The sequence below is a fragment of the Nocardia brasiliensis IFM 10847 genome (assembly GCF_000710915.1).
Lineage (GTDB): Bacteria > Actinomycetota > Actinomycetes > Mycobacteriales > Mycobacteriaceae > Nocardia > Nocardia brasiliensis_A.
The window spans coordinates 20,908-34,389 of record NZ_BAUA01000015.1 but is presented as its reverse complement, the minus strand read 5'-3'; the positions used below and the strand labels follow the sequence as shown (position 1 = coordinate 34,389).

The window sequence follows — 13,482 nt, the reverse complement described above, 5'->3', positions numbered from 1 at the left end:
GTTCGAACGATGCGCGCTAGACTCGGAGCAATGAAGCGCCGACCCCCGCCGCCCGTGGAGACCGAGCTCGACCGGGATGTCTGCAAACTCGTGCACCGCTTCACCCACCGCCTGGACCAGCACGTCCGCCGCGTCGCCGAGCAGTTGGATCTGACGCCGTCCCAGGTCATCGCCCTGCGTGAACTGTCGGAGCCGATCACCGCACGCGAGCTCGCCACCCGGATGTCGTGCGAACCGTCCAATGCGACCTTCGTCCTGGACCGACTCGAGGAACAGGAATTGATCCGCCGCGAGCCGCACCCGAGCGACCGGCGCGCCAAACAGATCGTGCTGACTCCGGCCGGCGCCCGGCAGCGGACGGTCGCGGTCGAGTTGCTCAATGCGGATTCGCCACTGACCTCGCTCACCGCCGCTCAGCAGCGCGCACTGCGCGATCTGCTCCAGGCCATGGCCGCCGAAGACTGACACTTGATATAGACATACGGTCGAACGTATTGTTTGTCTATGACCGTGGCGTATCCCACCACCGAAGAAACCGATCCGTTCTGCCTGCCACCGCTGGAGGCCGCCGCCCTGCTCTACGACTCCCCCTGGCGGCGCTTCGCGGTGATCGGGGACAGCCTGTCGGTGGGCCTCGGCGACCCCAGCCCCGGCTACGCGACCCTCGGCTGGGCCGATCGGGTGGCCGACGTGCTGCGCCGGGTGCGGCCCGATCTCGCGTATCGCAATACCGGCGTGGTCGGCGCGACCACCGCGGAGGTCGTCCGGCACCAAGCGGATCGACTGCTGGAATTCGGCCCGGACCTACTGCACCTGTCCAGCGGCGCCAACGATATCGTCCGCCGCACACCGGATTTCGGTGAGATCGAGCAGCAGCTGCGCGATATGTATCGCCTGGGTGCGCGCACCGGCGCCACGATGACCGTCTTCACCCTCGGCAAAGCCTATGTGGTGCCGGCCTTTCCGGATTGGACCGATCGCGTCCGCAGACTCAACGACCTCACCCGCTCATTGGCCGCGGAATACGATGTCGCCGTGGTCGATTGCTGGGAGCACCCACTGAACGATCGCCCGAATCTGTTGAGCGCGGACCGGATTCACTTCTCCGCGTCCGGACAGGCGGTCCTGGCCGCGGAGGTGGTCAAGCAGCTCGCACACCTGCTCGACACCCCCGCTCGGCGGCAGCGCGACGACTACTGATCCGCCTCGGGCAGATGCACTTTCGCGTCGTCGTAGGTGGCGGTGGTCGCCGCCTCGTCGCGGGTGTAGACCAGGTTGAGCACGCCGGTCTCGAACGTCTGCGAGGAGAGCAGCCGCAGCGGCAGCGTCGATTCGCGGTCCGGGAACAGCCGGGCGCCCTTGCCGACGACGATCGGGTGCACCAGCAGGTGCAATTCGTCCAGCAGTCCGGCGTCGAGCAGCTGGAGCACGACCGAGACCGAACCGCTCATGCCGATATCGCCACCGGGCTCGTTCTTCAGCGCGGTCACGCCCTCGATCAGACCACCCTGCAACACCTCGGAATTACGCCAGGTGAACTCCAGATCCTGGTGCGAGACAACGACCTTGCGCGCGTCACCGAGCACCTTCGCGAAGGCCGCGTCCTCGCCGCCCGCGGCCTCGCGATCCGGCCAGGCGCCCGCGAAGCCCTCGTAGGTGTTGCGCCCGAGCAGCAGGGTGTCGGCGGCGCCGAGCTGGGCGTTGACCGCAACGCCCATCTCGTCGTTGAAGTACGGAAAGTGCCAGTCCTGCGGGTTGTCGATGACGCCGTCGAGTGACATGAACAGACCTGCGGTGATTTTTCTCATCGCCCAACTCCTGGATCAGTGGTGAGTACGTTGCCTGATCCGACGGTGCGGCGCGCGGAAAATCATCGGTCAGCGCATCGACTCAGATCCGTTCGGCTTCCAGCACCCAGACCGGCAGCAACAGATGACCGTCCGCGTCCAGTTCGAGCGGCATGTCCTGCAGCATTTCCAGGAACGCCGGTGGCGGTTTGATCGCGGTCAGCTTGCCGGGCCGCAGCTCGGTGAGTCGCCAGTCCGGCGCAGCGAAGGCCGTTCGCAATTCCGCTTCGCCGACCGCGTAGGGCGCGTAGCCGGCACTGTGCGGCCCTTCCGAGAAGCAGAGCTGGAACAGCCGCGCGCCGGGCCGCATCACCCGATGCAGTGCTGCCACATGCGCTTTGCGCTGCTCGGGGTCGAGACAGTGCGCGAGCGCACTGCTGACGACGGTGTCGAATCGATTGTCGTACCCGCCGAGTTCGGTGGCGTCCGCGACCGCGAATGCCACCGCCGCGTCGCGCTCGGCGGCCCGCGCGCGGGCCTTCTCGATGGCGGTCGGCGCGAAGTCCAGGCCCGTCACCCGATAGCCGAGTCCGGCCAGATAGATGGCGGTATCCCCTGGGCCACAACCGATGTCGAGCACATCGCCGGTGACCCGGCCGCTGCGCTCGAACTCCACCAGCAGTGGTTGCGGGCGATCGATCTCCCAGGGCAGCCGATCCATCACGGCGCCCTCGACGAGGGTTCCGCTCCGGTAGGCCTGTTCGAAATCGATGTCGGCCGGGTCGAGCCCGGATGGTGCCTCACTCTCGGTCATGAACCTGCCCCTTGCCTCGATGGTGGATCAGGATGAACGAACCCGATCCTATCGAGAAACGGAGAACAAAGCTCCGTTTTGGCCTGACATACAATTCCCCCGCTTCAGTTGCCGACGCCGGCGCCATGGAACGCCGCGCGATAGCTCTGCGGGGTGGTACCGACGACGCGCTTGAATCGGTCCCGGAAGGCGGTCGGCGAGCCGAACCCGACCTGACCGGCGATCCGGTCCACCGGGTGACCGGTGGACTCCAGCAGATACTGCGCCTGCCGAATCCTGGCCCGCAGCAACCATTGCAGCGGCGTGGTGCCGACCTGCTCGCGGAAATGCCGATTCAGGGTGCGGGTGCTGAGTTTGGCGTGCGCGGCGATGTCGTCGAGGGTCAGATCCTTCGCGGAATTGTCCCGCATCCACTGCATCACCGGCTCCAGCGAACACCCGCGCGGGGTAGGCGGCTGGTCGTGCACGATGAATTGTGCCTGTCCCCCTTCACGTTCCAGCGGCACCACCGACAACCGCGCGGTATCGGCGGCCACCGCGGAACCGTGGTCGCGCCGAATCATGTGCAGGCACAGGTCGATTCCCGCCGCGGCGCCCGCCGAAGTGAGCAGCTGACCGTTGTCCACGTAGAGCACGTCCGGATCGAGGTCGATCTCGGGATAGCGGGCGGCGAACTGCGTCGCGGCGATCCAGTGCGTGGTCGCCCGCTGCCCGTCGAGCAGGCCGGTGGCGGCGAGCACGAACGCGCCCACGCAGATGGACGCGATCCTGGTGCCCGCGGCCGCCGCCTGCCGCAACGCGTCGAGCACCTCTTCCGGCACGGGCCGCTCGGGCTCGGCCCGGCCGGGCACAATGATGGTGTCGGCTTCGGCCAGCGCGGAGAGATCGTAGGGGGGATGCAACGTGAAAGCGCCTGCGTCGACAGTGGGGGTGACGCCGCAGACGCGCACCCGGTAAGCCATCCGCCCGTCGGGCAGGCGGGCGCCGCCGAACACGTCGACCGGCGTCGCGAGGTCGGAGGGAATGACCTTGTCCAGCGCCAGGACGGCTACCACATGCATGGCTTCAGGATAGGTCGCACCCGGATTCCAGCCAATAGCCATGAGCAGTACATCTTGTGCAAACTACGACGTCAGCACCATTGGCGAGAATCGACCGGTGTATGGCCGTTTCGCCTATTTCGCTTCGGCCCGATGATCGTTAACCTCGCGGCTGTGACGAAGTTCCTGCTTTCGGTCCATGTGCTGGCCGTGATCATCGCCGTCGGGCCGGTCACGGTCGCGGCGAGCATGTTCGCGCCCACCACCCGCCGCGCCCTCGCCGGCCCCGCCAACGATCGCGACGCCGCCGTACTGGCGACGCTGCATCGCATCTGCCGGGTCTACGCCTACATCGGGATCCTGGTTCCCACCTTCGGCGCGCTCACCGCCTTGAGCCTCGGCGTGCTCACCGACAAGTGGCTCATCGTTTCCATCGGCTTGACCGCGGCCGCCGCCGGGGTGCTCGCCATGCTCATCCTGCCCGGTCAAGGCAAGATCCTCGCCGATCTGCCTGCCACGACCCCGGCACTGATCCGGCGGCTCGGCATGGACACCGGCATCTTCAACGTGCTGTGGGTGGTCGTGACGGTGCTGATGATCGTCCGCCCCGGTTCCACCACCGGGGCCTGACGACTGCGGCGGTCTACTCCGGGGTCATATGCCGGATCGACTCCCCGCCCTTGGTGTGGTGCAGCCTGCCGAATCGGCTGTCCAGCAGATGCGCCATGCTCTCGGCCGCACCGGTGTACGCCTCCTCGACCGACGCCGCCCGATGGGTGACCGCGACCGGCGGCTGACCGTTCGGCCGCGCCTCGAGCACGCACTGCTTGTCGTCCGGTCCGCCCTTCTCACCGTTCTGATCGGTGAGATGCGCCTCGACCCGCGTCAGCTGCGCACTGAAACGGTCGAGCACCGAGGCGATTTCGGCCTCGGCCCGCTCGATCAGGCTCGCGCCGCCGTGGATGCCGCTTCCGGTATTGATCTGGATCTGCACTGCTTTCTCCATTCCGTGGGGTGGCAAACTCGACGAATCCGACACTACCTGCGCGCGCCCGGTGGCCGAGCACACGACGCAGGCCCGGTCCGTGGCGGACCGGGCCCAGCGGGTGTCTGTGCTGCGCGCTTCAGGCGCGATCGGCCCGCTTGCGCAGTACGACCGTGACCGCCAGCAGCGGCACGATCACCGCGACCATCAGGACCGGCGACAGCCACGCCATGGTCGGAACCGGCAACCGGTAGGCCAACACCACCCGGATCATGGCCTCGGCCACCAGGCCCGCGCCCCACAGCACGGCCAGCATGGCGAACATCCGGCGCTTCGCGGCGTTGTCGCGGTAGACAGCTTCGAGAGCGGCGACCCGGGCCGGGCCACCGGCGACGGCCGCTTTGCGCGCCGCCAGGTAGGTCAGCGGCTTGCCGACCAGGGCGCTGATCAGGAAGGCCAGACCGATCAGCAGGGTGCCCGCGGAATCCTTCACGATCATCATCCGCGGGTCACCGCTGATCAGCGACGTGACGAGGCCGAAAGTGAAGACGCTCAACAGGATTGCGGAAAACAACTCCAACCGGCGGTGCCGGATCGCCTCGACGAGCACCATCGCACCGGACAGCACGGTGCCGGCCAGCAGCCCGGCGAAATCGCTGTAACCCAGTCTGTGCATGACGAAGTAGGCGCCCACGGGGACGGCGATATCGCGGGCGATCGGCGCGAGCAGCCTCAGGTGGCTGACCGGTGCGACGGTGACAGCGGGCTCGGTGGTGCCGGTGGTGACGGTCATCGGGTGCTCCTCGGCGGCGTATTCAGCGGTGCGCTACGAGAATTGACGCTACGGAGGCCGAAGAGCGGGCGGATCTGTCAACCATCACGACTGCGGCATGACAAGTGTCATGCCCGGTGCACTCACACCCAGAGTGCCGCGACGACGGCCTGGTAGTCGCAGGGTTCGAGCGAGGGCCGTCCGGTCGCCAGCAACCAGCGCTCGACCGCACGGTCCGCGTCGGTGCGGTAGGTGCGCTCGCCGCCGCGCTCGATCTCGATCACCCCGCGCTGTACCCGCAGGGTCTCCGCCTCCGACAGTTGCGCGATGAAACCCTGGTATTCGCTGTCGTTTTCGCCACCGCCGTCGGCCGCCCGCGGTGCCGCGGCGATCAGCCCGTGCAGTTGCGCCTCGTCGCCGGAGGACAACCGCCACTGGGGATTCGGCCTGCCGGAACGGATATCGAGCTCGACCCGGATCATGACCACACCCCTGTTGAACACGCGCCGCGACGTGGGGCGGTGACCGCTGCCCCGAGCGGAGTCTCCGGCATCACTGTTCTCCTCGGCGGGCGCTCGAATGCGCTGATGGTAGCCCTGGTTCGGCGTCGCGGCCACCGGACGGAGCAGACGATTCGGACACGCCGCCGCCACCCCGGTACGCGCGTGCCAACCGGGCTTCACCTGGTGTAGTCCGCGGGATCAGCCGCCGAAGACGTTGCAGCCGTAGCCCAGATGCACGCCACGCCCGACGCGCAGGTCCACGCTCGCAACGATGCGGTCGTCGGGAGCCTGCACCGCGCTGATCGTGTGCGGGCCTTCCGTCGCGGGCACCCAGTCGCTCAGCGCGGTTCCGCCGGACGGACGGACGACCGCGAAGGGCACCCCGTTGTCGTAGAAGACCACGGACTGCGTCACATCGGTCACCGCCGCGCGCGCCGTGTAGGTGCAGCCGGTCCCGTAGTTGGTCGCCAGCCCGAAATTGATCCCCGGGTACATCGAAACCTGGGTCACCGTCGCCCCCGCCGTCGGCACGGCCAGCGCCGCCGCCACCCCGAACACTCCCGCCACAACACCGATTCGCATCCGCATCCCGAGGGTCCTATCCGTCCTGGTTACCGGTCCGCACCCCGGCCGACGTGGCCACGCACCCGGGGCAACTCCCCTAGATCCTCACCCCGACCAGGCCCGGTGCGCGCCCGAACCGCCGAACTCGCCCCGCCACAGCGCGATCCGGCTGAGAATTCACCGCTGGGGCGCTCGAGCCGGATCAAGCCTTGCCCGAGGTGCGGGTCGCGCCCGCCGAGGCGGCCACCACGCAGACGATCCCCAACCACTGCGGAATGTTCATCACCTGCCCCAGCAGGATCAGACCTGCCAGCGCGGCCACCGCGGGCTCGAGGCTCATCAGCACGCCGAACACCCGGGGTGGAATGCGCCGCAGCGCTTCGAGTTCCACCGAATACGGCAGCACCGAGGACAGCATCGCCACCAGGAAACCGACCACCAGTATTTCGGGATCGAGCAGGGCGCTGCCCGCCTCGATGATCCCGATCGGCGCGATCAGCAATCCGCCGAAGGCCATCGCGATGGCGAGTCCGCCACCGCCGCTGGTCTGTTCGCCCAGGGCCGCGCTCAACAGGATGTAGCCCGCCCAGCACACCCCGGCCGCCAGCGCCAGCAGCACGCCGACCCACTCGACGTCCCCTTCGGCCTGGGTCAGCAACAGCACCCCGCCGCCCGCCAGCACCGCCCACACCGGGTCGATCCAGCGGCGCGACCCGGCCAGCGCGACGGCCAGCGGTCCGAGGAATTCGATCGTCACCGCCATGCCGAGCGGAATGCGATCCATCGCCTCGTAGATGGACAGGTTCATCAACGCGAGCACCGCGCCGTACGCGAGCGCCACCGGCACCGCGCGCCAGCCGATACGCAACGCCGAACGCCAGAACAACACCAGCACGAGCCCGGCGAAGACCAGTCGGATGCCGGCCGCGCCCGCGGCCCCGGTCGCTGCGAACAATTGCTTGGCCAGTGCCGCGCCCACCTGCACGCTGACGATCCCGGCCAGTACCAGCGCCGTGGGCGGCACGCCGCCGAGTCCGCGCTCCGCGATGCCCCGCCACACGGTCCAGGCGCGTCCCCCGCGAATCGGCCGTTCGACGTCGATCGCTACCACGGCAATTCTCCCATCCACAGATCAATGTGCTTCGCCGCCGTTGCTCAGCGAAGCACATCTCTACGACAAGGAGAATTCGGTTTTTACTCCCTCCGCCCGCGCGAATGCGCTCCCGCGCAGGCGAGAACCCTGCGCCGGGAGCGCGTTTCGGGCGCTACTTGCGGCCGAGCGCGGATTCCAGCTGGGACTTGTTCATCTTGGAACGTCCCTCGATGTTGCGCTGGCGCGCCTCGTTGTACAGCTGGTCGCGGGTCGGCCCCTTGGGCCCCTTGCGTCCGGAACGCTGTCCGCCGCGGCTCTGCGGTGACTTGTCCTTGATCGAGGAGCGGCTCGCGGTCTTGGATTCGCCGGACTGCGCGCGGTTCTTGTTCACCGTCCGGGCCGCGATCTCCTTGGCTCGTTTGGTGCTCGCGCCACGATCCTCGGCCGAGTCCTTGATGTGCTCGTACTGACGTTCCCGTTTATCACTCCATTGCTTCGGCATGTCACACCTCCTGCGCATCGAGTACCCCGATAACACTGCGCAAACATGCTTGTCGACGCCCGCGCACGGGTGGCACTTCCGCCCTGGGTGAACATCGCGCGTATCGGCGGCACGGGGTGCGAGACTCGTAGGTATGGCAGCAGAAGAGGATGGCGTGGTAGTCGATCTCGCTGCGCGCCGCCGCGCCGAGCCTCATCGCGAGCCGGTCGAGGCGGCGACACCCGCGGCGACCCCACTGTTGCGCGCCGTCTACGGCGAGGTGCTGCGAGACGAGCGGCTGGACCAGGATCGGACGCTGGCCGAGGTCGCCGCCGAGGTGGGGATGTCCAAGCAGTACCTGTCCGAGATCGAGCGGGGCCGCAAGGAACCGTCCTCGGAGATGCTGCACTCCATCTGCGGCGCGCTGGGCATGCCGATCGAATCGCTGCTCTTCCGCGGCGCGCGCCGCCTGGGCGCGCTGCGCCAACTGCGCCCCCGCAAGGTCTCCGAGACCCGCGTCGAGATGCTGGCGCTGGCCGCCTGACCGGCGAAACCCGTTCAGCGACAGATCGTTGCGCGCCATCCAGAGCCGCGGCGCCGAAGGGTGCCCCCTCGACGCCGCGCTGGATTCGCGCTCACTGGCCGCGGGTCACGATCAGTTCGTCGGCCAGCCCGTACGCCACCGCGTCGGCGGCGGTGAAGACCCGGTCGCGGGCCGTGTCCTTGCGCAACTGCTCGACCCGCTGACCGGTGTGTCTGCTCAAGATCTCCTCGGTCTGCGCACGGATCCGCATCACCTCCGCCGCCTGCAGCGCCAGGTCGGAAATGGTGCCCTGACCTTGCGCGGACGGTTGATGCAGCAGCACCCGCGAGTGCGCGAGCACATACCGGCGTCCCGGGGCGCCCGCGGCCAGCAGCACGGCCGCGGCGGATACCGCCTGCCCCATGCAGTAGGTCTCGATCGGGGTGCGCATGAACTGCATGGTGTCGTAGATCGCGAGCATGGCGGTGTTCGAGCCGCCCGGTGAATTGATGTAGATGCCGATCTCGCGGTCCGGGGATTCGGACTCCAGATGCAGCAGCTGCGCCATCACCACGTTGGCGACACCGTCGTCGATCTCGGTGCCGAGGAAGATGATTCGGTCGTTGAGCAATCTGCTGAACACGTCGAAGGAGCGCTCGCCGTTCGGCGTCCGTTCGATGACGTGCGGAATGGTGTATTGCGACATGACTACAGCCCCGCTCGATGTGCGTTGGTGAATGGTGCGATCTGGTGGAAGTCTTCGGCGATCCGATCGACGATCCCGTACTCGAGCGCCTGCTCCGGGGTGAACCAGCGGTCCCGGTCGCTGTCCTCGCGGATCTCCTCGAGCGTATGGCCGGTCTCGGCCGCGAGGATCTGCTCGGACTGCAACTTCATGTACTCGAGATTCTCCGCCTGAATCGCGATATCCATCGCGGTGCCGCCGATGCCCGCGGACGGCTGGTGCATCATGATCCGGCTGTGCGGCAAGCTGATTCGCTTGCCGTGCGTGCCGGAGGCGAGCAGCACCTGCCCCATGCTCGCGGCGAATCCGACCGCGACGGTGACCACGTCGTTGGGGATCAGCTTCATCGTGTCGTAGATGGCGAGCCCGGCGAGCACCGAGCCGCCGGGTGAATTGATGTAGACGACGATGTCACGTTTGGCGTTCTCGGCGGACAGCAGCACCAGTTCGGTGCAGGCCCGCTCGGCCATCGCGTCGTCGACCTCACCAGTGAGCAAGATCGTCCGATGGCGGAACAATCTGTCGGCTAGTTGGCCTCGATAGTCCAGGTGCGATGTTTCGATCATGACTCAGGTGTAGTCGCGCTCTGCCCCTGATCGGCGCTGTGTCTGCCAACAGCAGACCGCCGTTGCTACAGTGCGCGAATGCAGGACGGCACGACGTTGCGGCAGGCCCGCACCGAGGACACGGCGGCGATCGCGGCGATCTGGTACGAGGGCTGGCAGATCGCGCACCTGGGCAACGTGCCCGACGAGTTGCTGTGTGTCCGCTCCCGCGCCTCCTTCGATACCCGTGCGGCACAGCGGGTTCCGCAGACCACCGTCGCGATCGTCGCGGACGCCGTCGCCGGGTTCGTCATGGTGGTCGGCGACGAGGTGGAGCAGGTCTACGTCGCCGCCCAGCACCGCGGCACCGGCCTCGCCGCCCCGCTGCTGGCCGCCGCCGAACAGCGGGTACACGCCGGCGGCCACCGCGAAGCCTGGCTCGCGGTCGTCGCGGGCAACACCCGAGCCCGCAAGTTCTACGAAACCCACGGCTGGACCGACAAGGGCTTGTTCACCCACCACGCCCCCGGCCCCGACGGGCCCATCGCAGTCCCGGCCCACCGCTACGTGAAAGCGGTCGCGCCGTAGGCCTCAGCGCTCGCCGAGGACGAGGGGGAACTCCGGTGTGCCGCCGAGCAGGAAAGCGCCTGCTGTTTGCAGCATCTGGTCATGGGCCATCAGATGGGTGGTCATGGTGCTGGTGTCGCGCAACCAGACGTCGAGCGGGCTCGGTTTGTACACCGACGCCGTGCCGACCAGCTCGCACAACCGGGCGACGATGCGGCGGCAGGCCCGGTACGCGTGGGTCCGGGTCAGCAGGGTCTGGATCCGGAGGTCGGCGGGAAGTTCGGCGAAACGCTTGTCGTCCAAGGCTTCCCACTGAGCACGCAGGCTCTGCACCACGGCGCCGCGGGCGACGATGTACTCCATCTCGCACTCGCCCAGGATGTACTGGGCGCGATAGTTGTCCGCCCACCGCTGGCCGGTGCCGGGCAGCACTCTGCCCTCGGCCAGCTCGCGGACGTGATCGAGCGCGGCCCGCGCGGCACCGAGCGGAATACCGGGCATCACCCGGGGCAAGGTCTCCGGCTCGGCGAGTTTGCCGGTGCCGCTTTTCGGTTCGAAGAAGTCGAAGGAATGGTGTTCGGGGATGAACAGGTTGTCGACGGCGTAGTCGTTGCTGCCGCTGCCACGCAAACCGGTGCTGTCCCAGGTGTCGAAGACCTGAACCTGATCGCGCCGCATGCAGAACATCCGCGCGAGCGGCGCACCGTCGACGCGCACCGGCGCACCGTCTTCGAACACCATGGCACCGCCGACCACGAGATCGGCATGGTTGATGGCGCTGCCCAGTTTCCAGCGCCCGCTCAGCCGGTAGCCGCCGGGAACGCGATCGGCGCGGCCCGTGGGCGCGATCAGTCCCGCGGTGATGAGATCGCGGGTCGGCATCAGCTCGGCGACGGCCTGTTCGTCGAGAAACCCGGCGTAGACGCCGGTCGCCGCGCCGATCATCGCGCACCAACCGGTGGCGGTGTCACCGTAGGCCAGCGCCTCGAACACCTCCAGCTGCTGCAGCGAGGTGAGCCCGGGCCCGCCGAGTTCGGCGCTGAAACCCATCGCGTAGATCCCCATCGCGCGCAGCCGCTCGACGATATCGGCGGGCAACTGGCGCGCCGCATCGATCTCCTGTCGTCGCTTCGCCAGCTCTGGCGCGAAAGCCTTTGCGGCTCGCAGCAACTCGGCCGCTGCCGTCACCTCGGGCACCGTGGTTCCTCCGCTCATCTCGACAACGCCTGCCGCGCAAGCACCATCGAGTATCGCCGGGCCCGGCCACACCGCCCAGGGTTCAGTCCGGTGGCCGGACCGAGCCCCCGCGCCCCGCCTCGATCGGGCGCGCGCCGGGGTCGTGCAACAGCGGGTCGCCGGTGGCGATCATGCTGCCGAGCAGGGCCAAAGTACGTTCGGAATCCGAACCCGGTTGGGCGTGATAAGCGATGAGCAGTTGGCCCGGCGCACCGTTCACCGTGAAAGTCTCGTAGGCCAAGGTCATCTCACCGACCAGGGGATGGGCGAAGCGCTTGCGGCCCGCGATCTTCGCGCGAATATCGTGCCTGGCCCACAGGGTGCGGAAGTCCTCGCTCTTGAGCGACAGCTCGCCGACGAGGTCGGTCAACCGCGGATCGTCGAGATCGGTACCGACATTGGCGCGCAAGCTCGCCACGGTCTCCGCCGCGTGCTGCGCCCAATCCGGGTAGATCCGGCGGGCTTCCGGGTCGAGGAACATCATCCGTACCTGATTGACGCCGGGCACCGAACATGGATTGACCGCCGCGGCAAGCGGATTCGCGATCAACACATCGAGATACCGGCCGAGCACCAGCGCGGGCGTGTTGGGCCACTGCGCCATCAGGCTCGCCAGCCCCGGGCTCACGCGTTCGGCACGCTGCGGCGCCCTGCGCTGCCGCACCGGCGGCCTGGCCAGATCCCGCAGGTGTGCGGTGGCCTCCTCGTCCAGGTCGAACACCCGCGCCAGCGCCGCCACCACCTGCTCGGAGGGATGCTTGTCCCGCCCTTGCTCGAGCCGCACGTAATAGTCGGCGCTCATCCCGGCGAGCATCGCGACCTCTTCACGCCGCAGGCCCGATACCCGGCGCTGACCTGCGCTGGACATCCCGAAATCCTCCGGACGCACCAGCTCGCGCCGTGCCCGCAGAAAAGCGCCCAGTCGATTGTCGGAGTCCATACTCCGAGCGTAAGTGAGCCCCCGCGCTCCTGGGTGGCCCTCCCACTACCAGGAAGTCCTTCCCCTGGCACGGCGTCGTGACCAGCACGAATGTTGTGGTCATGACAAACAACCTCACCGGCCGCGTGGCGGTCGTCACCGGCGCGACCAGCGGTATCGGCGCCGCCACCGCACAGCGGCTCGCGGCCGACGGCGCGAAGGTCGCCCTGCTCGGGCGACGCAAGGACCGGCTCGAAGAACTGGCCGCACAGATCGGCGGCGAGGTGCTCGCCGTCGCCACCGATGTCACGGTCCAGCAATCCGTGCTCGATGCCGCGGCCACCGTGCGAGCCGCGCTCGGCCCGGTCGATCTCGTGGTCGCCAACGCGGGTGTCATGCTCGCCGCACCGTTCGAGGCCGCCGCCACCGACGAGTGGGATCAAATGGTGGGCACGAACATCAACGGACTGCTCTACACCGGAAGGGCTTTCATCGACGACCTGCTCGCCACCGCACACGCGGGCAGCCGTGCCGATCTGGTCCTGATCGGCTCCGTCGGCGGGCATCAGGTGTTCCCGAACTACGGCGTCTACACCGCCACCAAGGCGGCGGTCGCCCACCTGACCCGCAATCTGCGCGCAGAGTTCGGACCGCGGGGCGTGCGTGTGAAGAACATCGAGCCCGGACTGGTGAGCACCGAACTCGGTGACGGCATGCGCGACACGGGCCAGAAGGCCGGACTCGCCGAATGGCGCGGCAGCTTGGAAACCCTTGTGGCCGAGGACATCGCGGACGCGATCGGCTACGCGGTCGCCGCGCCCAAACGGATGAACGTGGCCGAAATGATCGTCGTCCCCACGCAGCAGGGCTGACAAGCGAAGACCCGCTGACGCTTTCGCGCGTCAGCG

19 protein-coding genes are annotated in these 13,482 nt (G+C 68.0%); 6 read left to right on the top strand and 13 right to left on the bottom strand.

The window, feature by feature from the left end; translation table 11 throughout:
• Positions 1-30: 30 nt before the first annotated feature.
• Positions 31-465 (top strand): MarR family winged helix-turn-helix transcriptional regulator, encoded by a 435-nt coding sequence (locus NBRGI_RS03660; RefSeq protein ID WP_029892829.1) that lies wholly within the window; start codon positions 31-33, stop codon positions 463-465.
• A 39-nt stretch (positions 466-504) separates the two neighbouring features.
• Positions 505-1,200 carry an SGNH/GDSL hydrolase family protein gene (locus tag NBRGI_RS03655; protein WP_029892828.1) on the top strand — a complete coding sequence of 232 codons (696 nt, stop codon included), beginning with the start codon at positions 505-507 and terminating at the stop codon, positions 1,198-1,200.
• Here the strand turns inward: NBRGI_RS03655 and NBRGI_RS03650 are convergent.
• The 3 genes from NBRGI_RS03650 to NBRGI_RS03640 form a co-directional block, all read right to left on the bottom strand.
• Positions 1,194-1,808 (bottom strand): dihydrofolate reductase family protein, encoded by a 615-nt coding sequence (locus tag NBRGI_RS03650; protein ID WP_029892827.1) that lies wholly within the window; start codon positions 1,806-1,808, stop codon positions 1,194-1,196. The two genes, NBRGI_RS03655 and NBRGI_RS03650, sit on opposite strands and share 7 nt — an antisense overlap.
• Positions 1,809-1,890: 82 nt before the next feature.
• The gene (locus NBRGI_RS03645) at positions 1,891-2,601 is read right to left on the bottom strand and encodes a class I SAM-dependent methyltransferase (protein WP_029892826.1); all 711 of its coding nucleotides are present in this window, start codon (positions 2,599-2,601) and stop codon (positions 1,891-1,893) included.
• Between the two features lie 104 nt (positions 2,602-2,705).
• Entirely contained in the window at positions 2,706-3,662 is a 957-nt protein-coding gene (locus tag NBRGI_RS03640; protein ID WP_029892825.1) for a GlxA family transcriptional regulator, read from the bottom strand.
• 153 nt (positions 3,663-3,815) lie between these two features.
• Between NBRGI_RS03640 and NBRGI_RS03635 the strand changes: the two genes are divergently transcribed.
• The gene (locus tag NBRGI_RS03635) at positions 3,816-4,271 is read left to right on the top strand and encodes a hypothetical protein (protein WP_029892824.1); all 456 of its coding nucleotides are present in this window, start codon (positions 3,816-3,818) and stop codon (positions 4,269-4,271) included.
• Between the two features lie 13 nt (positions 4,272-4,284).
• Here NBRGI_RS03635 and NBRGI_RS03630 read toward each other — a convergent pair whose 3' ends face one another.
• The 6 genes from NBRGI_RS03630 to NBRGI_RS03605 all read right to left on the bottom strand — a co-directional run bounded on the left by NBRGI_RS03630 (position 4,285) and on the right by NBRGI_RS03605 (position 8,060).
• On the bottom strand, positions 4,285-4,635 hold the full coding sequence (locus NBRGI_RS03630; RefSeq protein ID WP_029892823.1) for a hypothetical protein: 351 nt from the start codon (positions 4,633-4,635) through the stop codon (positions 4,285-4,287).
• 130 nt (positions 4,636-4,765) lie between these two features.
• Positions 4,766-5,419: a VC0807 family protein gene (locus tag NBRGI_RS03625; RefSeq protein ID WP_029892822.1), complete on the bottom strand. Its 654-nt coding sequence runs from the start codon at positions 5,417-5,419 to the stop codon at positions 4,766-4,768.
• Positions 5,420-5,541: 122 nt separating this feature from the next.
• A complete protein-coding gene (locus tag NBRGI_RS47175) occupies positions 5,542-5,880 on the bottom strand; it encodes a hypothetical protein (protein WP_063726226.1) in 339 nt (112 codons plus the stop codon).
• Positions 5,881-6,099: 219 nt separating this feature from the next.
• Complete coding sequence (locus NBRGI_RS03615; protein ID WP_148310676.1) at positions 6,100-6,489, bottom strand: hypothetical protein; 390 nt, start codon at positions 6,487-6,489, stop codon at positions 6,100-6,102.
• A 178-nt stretch (positions 6,490-6,667) separates the two neighbouring features.
• Positions 6,668-7,576, bottom strand: coding sequence for an EamA family transporter (locus NBRGI_RS03610; protein WP_063726224.1), 909 nt, complete (start codon positions 7,574-7,576; stop codon positions 6,668-6,670).
• A 154-nt stretch (positions 7,577-7,730) separates the two neighbouring features.
• Positions 7,731-8,060 (bottom strand): hypothetical protein, encoded by a 330-nt coding sequence (locus NBRGI_RS03605; RefSeq protein ID WP_029892818.1) that lies wholly within the window; start codon positions 8,058-8,060, stop codon positions 7,731-7,733.
• A 133-nt stretch (positions 8,061-8,193) separates the two neighbouring features.
• On the opposite strand from NBRGI_RS03605, the gene NBRGI_RS03600 reads away from it, so the two are divergent.
• The gene (locus NBRGI_RS03600; RefSeq protein ID WP_029892817.1) at positions 8,194-8,583 is read left to right on the top strand and encodes a helix-turn-helix domain-containing protein; all 390 of its coding nucleotides are present in this window, start codon (positions 8,194-8,196) and stop codon (positions 8,581-8,583) included.
• A gap of 91 nt (positions 8,584-8,674) precedes the next feature.
• On the opposite strand, the gene NBRGI_RS03595 is transcribed toward NBRGI_RS03600, so the two are convergent.
• A complete protein-coding gene (locus tag NBRGI_RS03595) occupies positions 8,675-9,268 on the bottom strand; it encodes an ATP-dependent Clp protease proteolytic subunit (RefSeq protein WP_029892816.1) in 594 nt (197 codons plus the stop codon).
• Between the two features lie 2 nt (positions 9,269-9,270).
• Positions 9,271-9,870 carry a ClpP family protease gene (locus NBRGI_RS03590; protein ID WP_370627682.1) on the bottom strand — a complete coding sequence of 200 codons (600 nt, stop codon included), beginning with the start codon at positions 9,868-9,870 and terminating at the stop codon, positions 9,271-9,273.
• An 81-nt stretch (positions 9,871-9,951) separates the two neighbouring features.
• On the opposite strand from NBRGI_RS03590, the gene NBRGI_RS03585 reads away from it, so the two are divergent.
• Positions 9,952-10,440, top strand: coding sequence for a GNAT family N-acetyltransferase (locus NBRGI_RS03585; RefSeq protein ID WP_029892814.1), 489 nt, complete (start codon positions 9,952-9,954; stop codon positions 10,438-10,440).
• A 3-nt stretch (positions 10,441-10,443) separates the two neighbouring features.
• On the opposite strand, the gene NBRGI_RS03580 is transcribed toward NBRGI_RS03585, so the two are convergent.
• Both NBRGI_RS03580 and NBRGI_RS03575 read right to left on the bottom strand, forming a co-directional pair.
• Positions 10,444-11,634: an acyl-CoA dehydrogenase family protein gene (locus tag NBRGI_RS03580; protein ID WP_029892813.1), complete on the bottom strand. Its 1,191-nt coding sequence runs from the start codon at positions 11,632-11,634 to the stop codon at positions 10,444-10,446.
• 64 nt (positions 11,635-11,698) lie between these two features.
• Positions 11,699-12,595, bottom strand: a complete 897-nt coding sequence (locus NBRGI_RS03575) for a helix-turn-helix transcriptional regulator (RefSeq protein ID WP_036557306.1) — start codon at positions 12,593-12,595, stop codon at positions 11,699-11,701.
• A 101-nt stretch (positions 12,596-12,696) separates the two neighbouring features.
• Between NBRGI_RS03575 and NBRGI_RS03570 the strand changes: the two genes are divergently transcribed.
• Complete coding sequence (locus NBRGI_RS03570) at positions 12,697-13,446, top strand: SDR family oxidoreductase (RefSeq protein ID WP_029892811.1); 750 nt, start codon at positions 12,697-12,699, stop codon at positions 13,444-13,446.
• Positions 13,447-13,482 lie beyond the last annotated feature (36 nt).

Excerpts from the sequence above, each read along its gene's own strand:
- NBRGI_RS03615 (WP_148310676.1), bottom strand. The coding sequence starts at position 6,489 with ATGCGGATGCGAATCGGTGTTGTGGCGGGAGTGTTCGGGGTGGCGGCG.
- NBRGI_RS03625 (WP_029892822.1), bottom strand. The coding sequence starts at position 5,419 with ATGACCGTCACCACCGGCACCACCGAGCCCGCTGTCACCGTCGCACCG.
- NBRGI_RS03600 (WP_029892817.1), top strand. The coding sequence starts at position 8,194 with ATGGCAGCAGAAGAGGATGGCGTGGTAGTCGATCTCGCTGCGCGCCGC.
- NBRGI_RS03595 (WP_029892816.1), bottom strand. The coding sequence starts at position 9,268 with ATGTCGCAATACACCATTCCGCACGTCATCGAACGGACGCCGAACGGC.
- NBRGI_RS03605 (WP_029892818.1), bottom strand. The coding sequence starts at position 8,060 with ATGCCGAAGCAATGGAGTGATAAACGGGAACGTCAGTACGAGCACATC.
- NBRGI_RS03580 (WP_029892813.1), bottom strand. The coding sequence starts at position 11,634 with ATGAGCGGAGGAACCACGGTGCCCGAGGTGACGGCAGCGGCCGAGTTG.
- NBRGI_RS03655 (WP_029892828.1), top strand. The coding sequence starts at position 505 with ATGACCGTGGCGTATCCCACCACCGAAGAAACCGATCCGTTCTGCCTG.
- NBRGI_RS03660 (WP_029892829.1), top strand. The coding sequence starts at position 31 with ATGAAGCGCCGACCCCCGCCGCCCGTGGAGACCGAGCTCGACCGGGAT.
- NBRGI_RS03640 (WP_029892825.1), bottom strand. The coding sequence starts at position 3,662 with ATGCATGTGGTAGCCGTCCTGGCGCTGGACAAGGTCATTCCCTCCGAC.
- NBRGI_RS47175 (WP_063726226.1), bottom strand. The coding sequence starts at position 5,880 with ATGATCCGGGTCGAGCTCGATATCCGTTCCGGCAGGCCGAATCCCCAG.
- NBRGI_RS03570 (WP_029892811.1), top strand. The coding sequence starts at position 12,697 with ATGACAAACAACCTCACCGGCCGCGTGGCGGTCGTCACCGGCGCGACC.
- NBRGI_RS03585 (WP_029892814.1), top strand. The coding sequence starts at position 9,952 with ATGCAGGACGGCACGACGTTGCGGCAGGCCCGCACCGAGGACACGGCG.
- NBRGI_RS03650 (WP_029892827.1), bottom strand. The coding sequence starts at position 1,808 with ATGAGAAAAATCACCGCAGGTCTGTTCATGTCACTCGACGGCGTCATC.
- NBRGI_RS03645 (WP_029892826.1), bottom strand. The coding sequence starts at position 2,601 with ATGACCGAGAGTGAGGCACCATCCGGGCTCGACCCGGCCGACATCGAT.
- NBRGI_RS03575 (WP_036557306.1), bottom strand. The coding sequence starts at position 12,595 with ATGGACTCCGACAATCGACTGGGCGCTTTTCTGCGGGCACGGCGCGAG.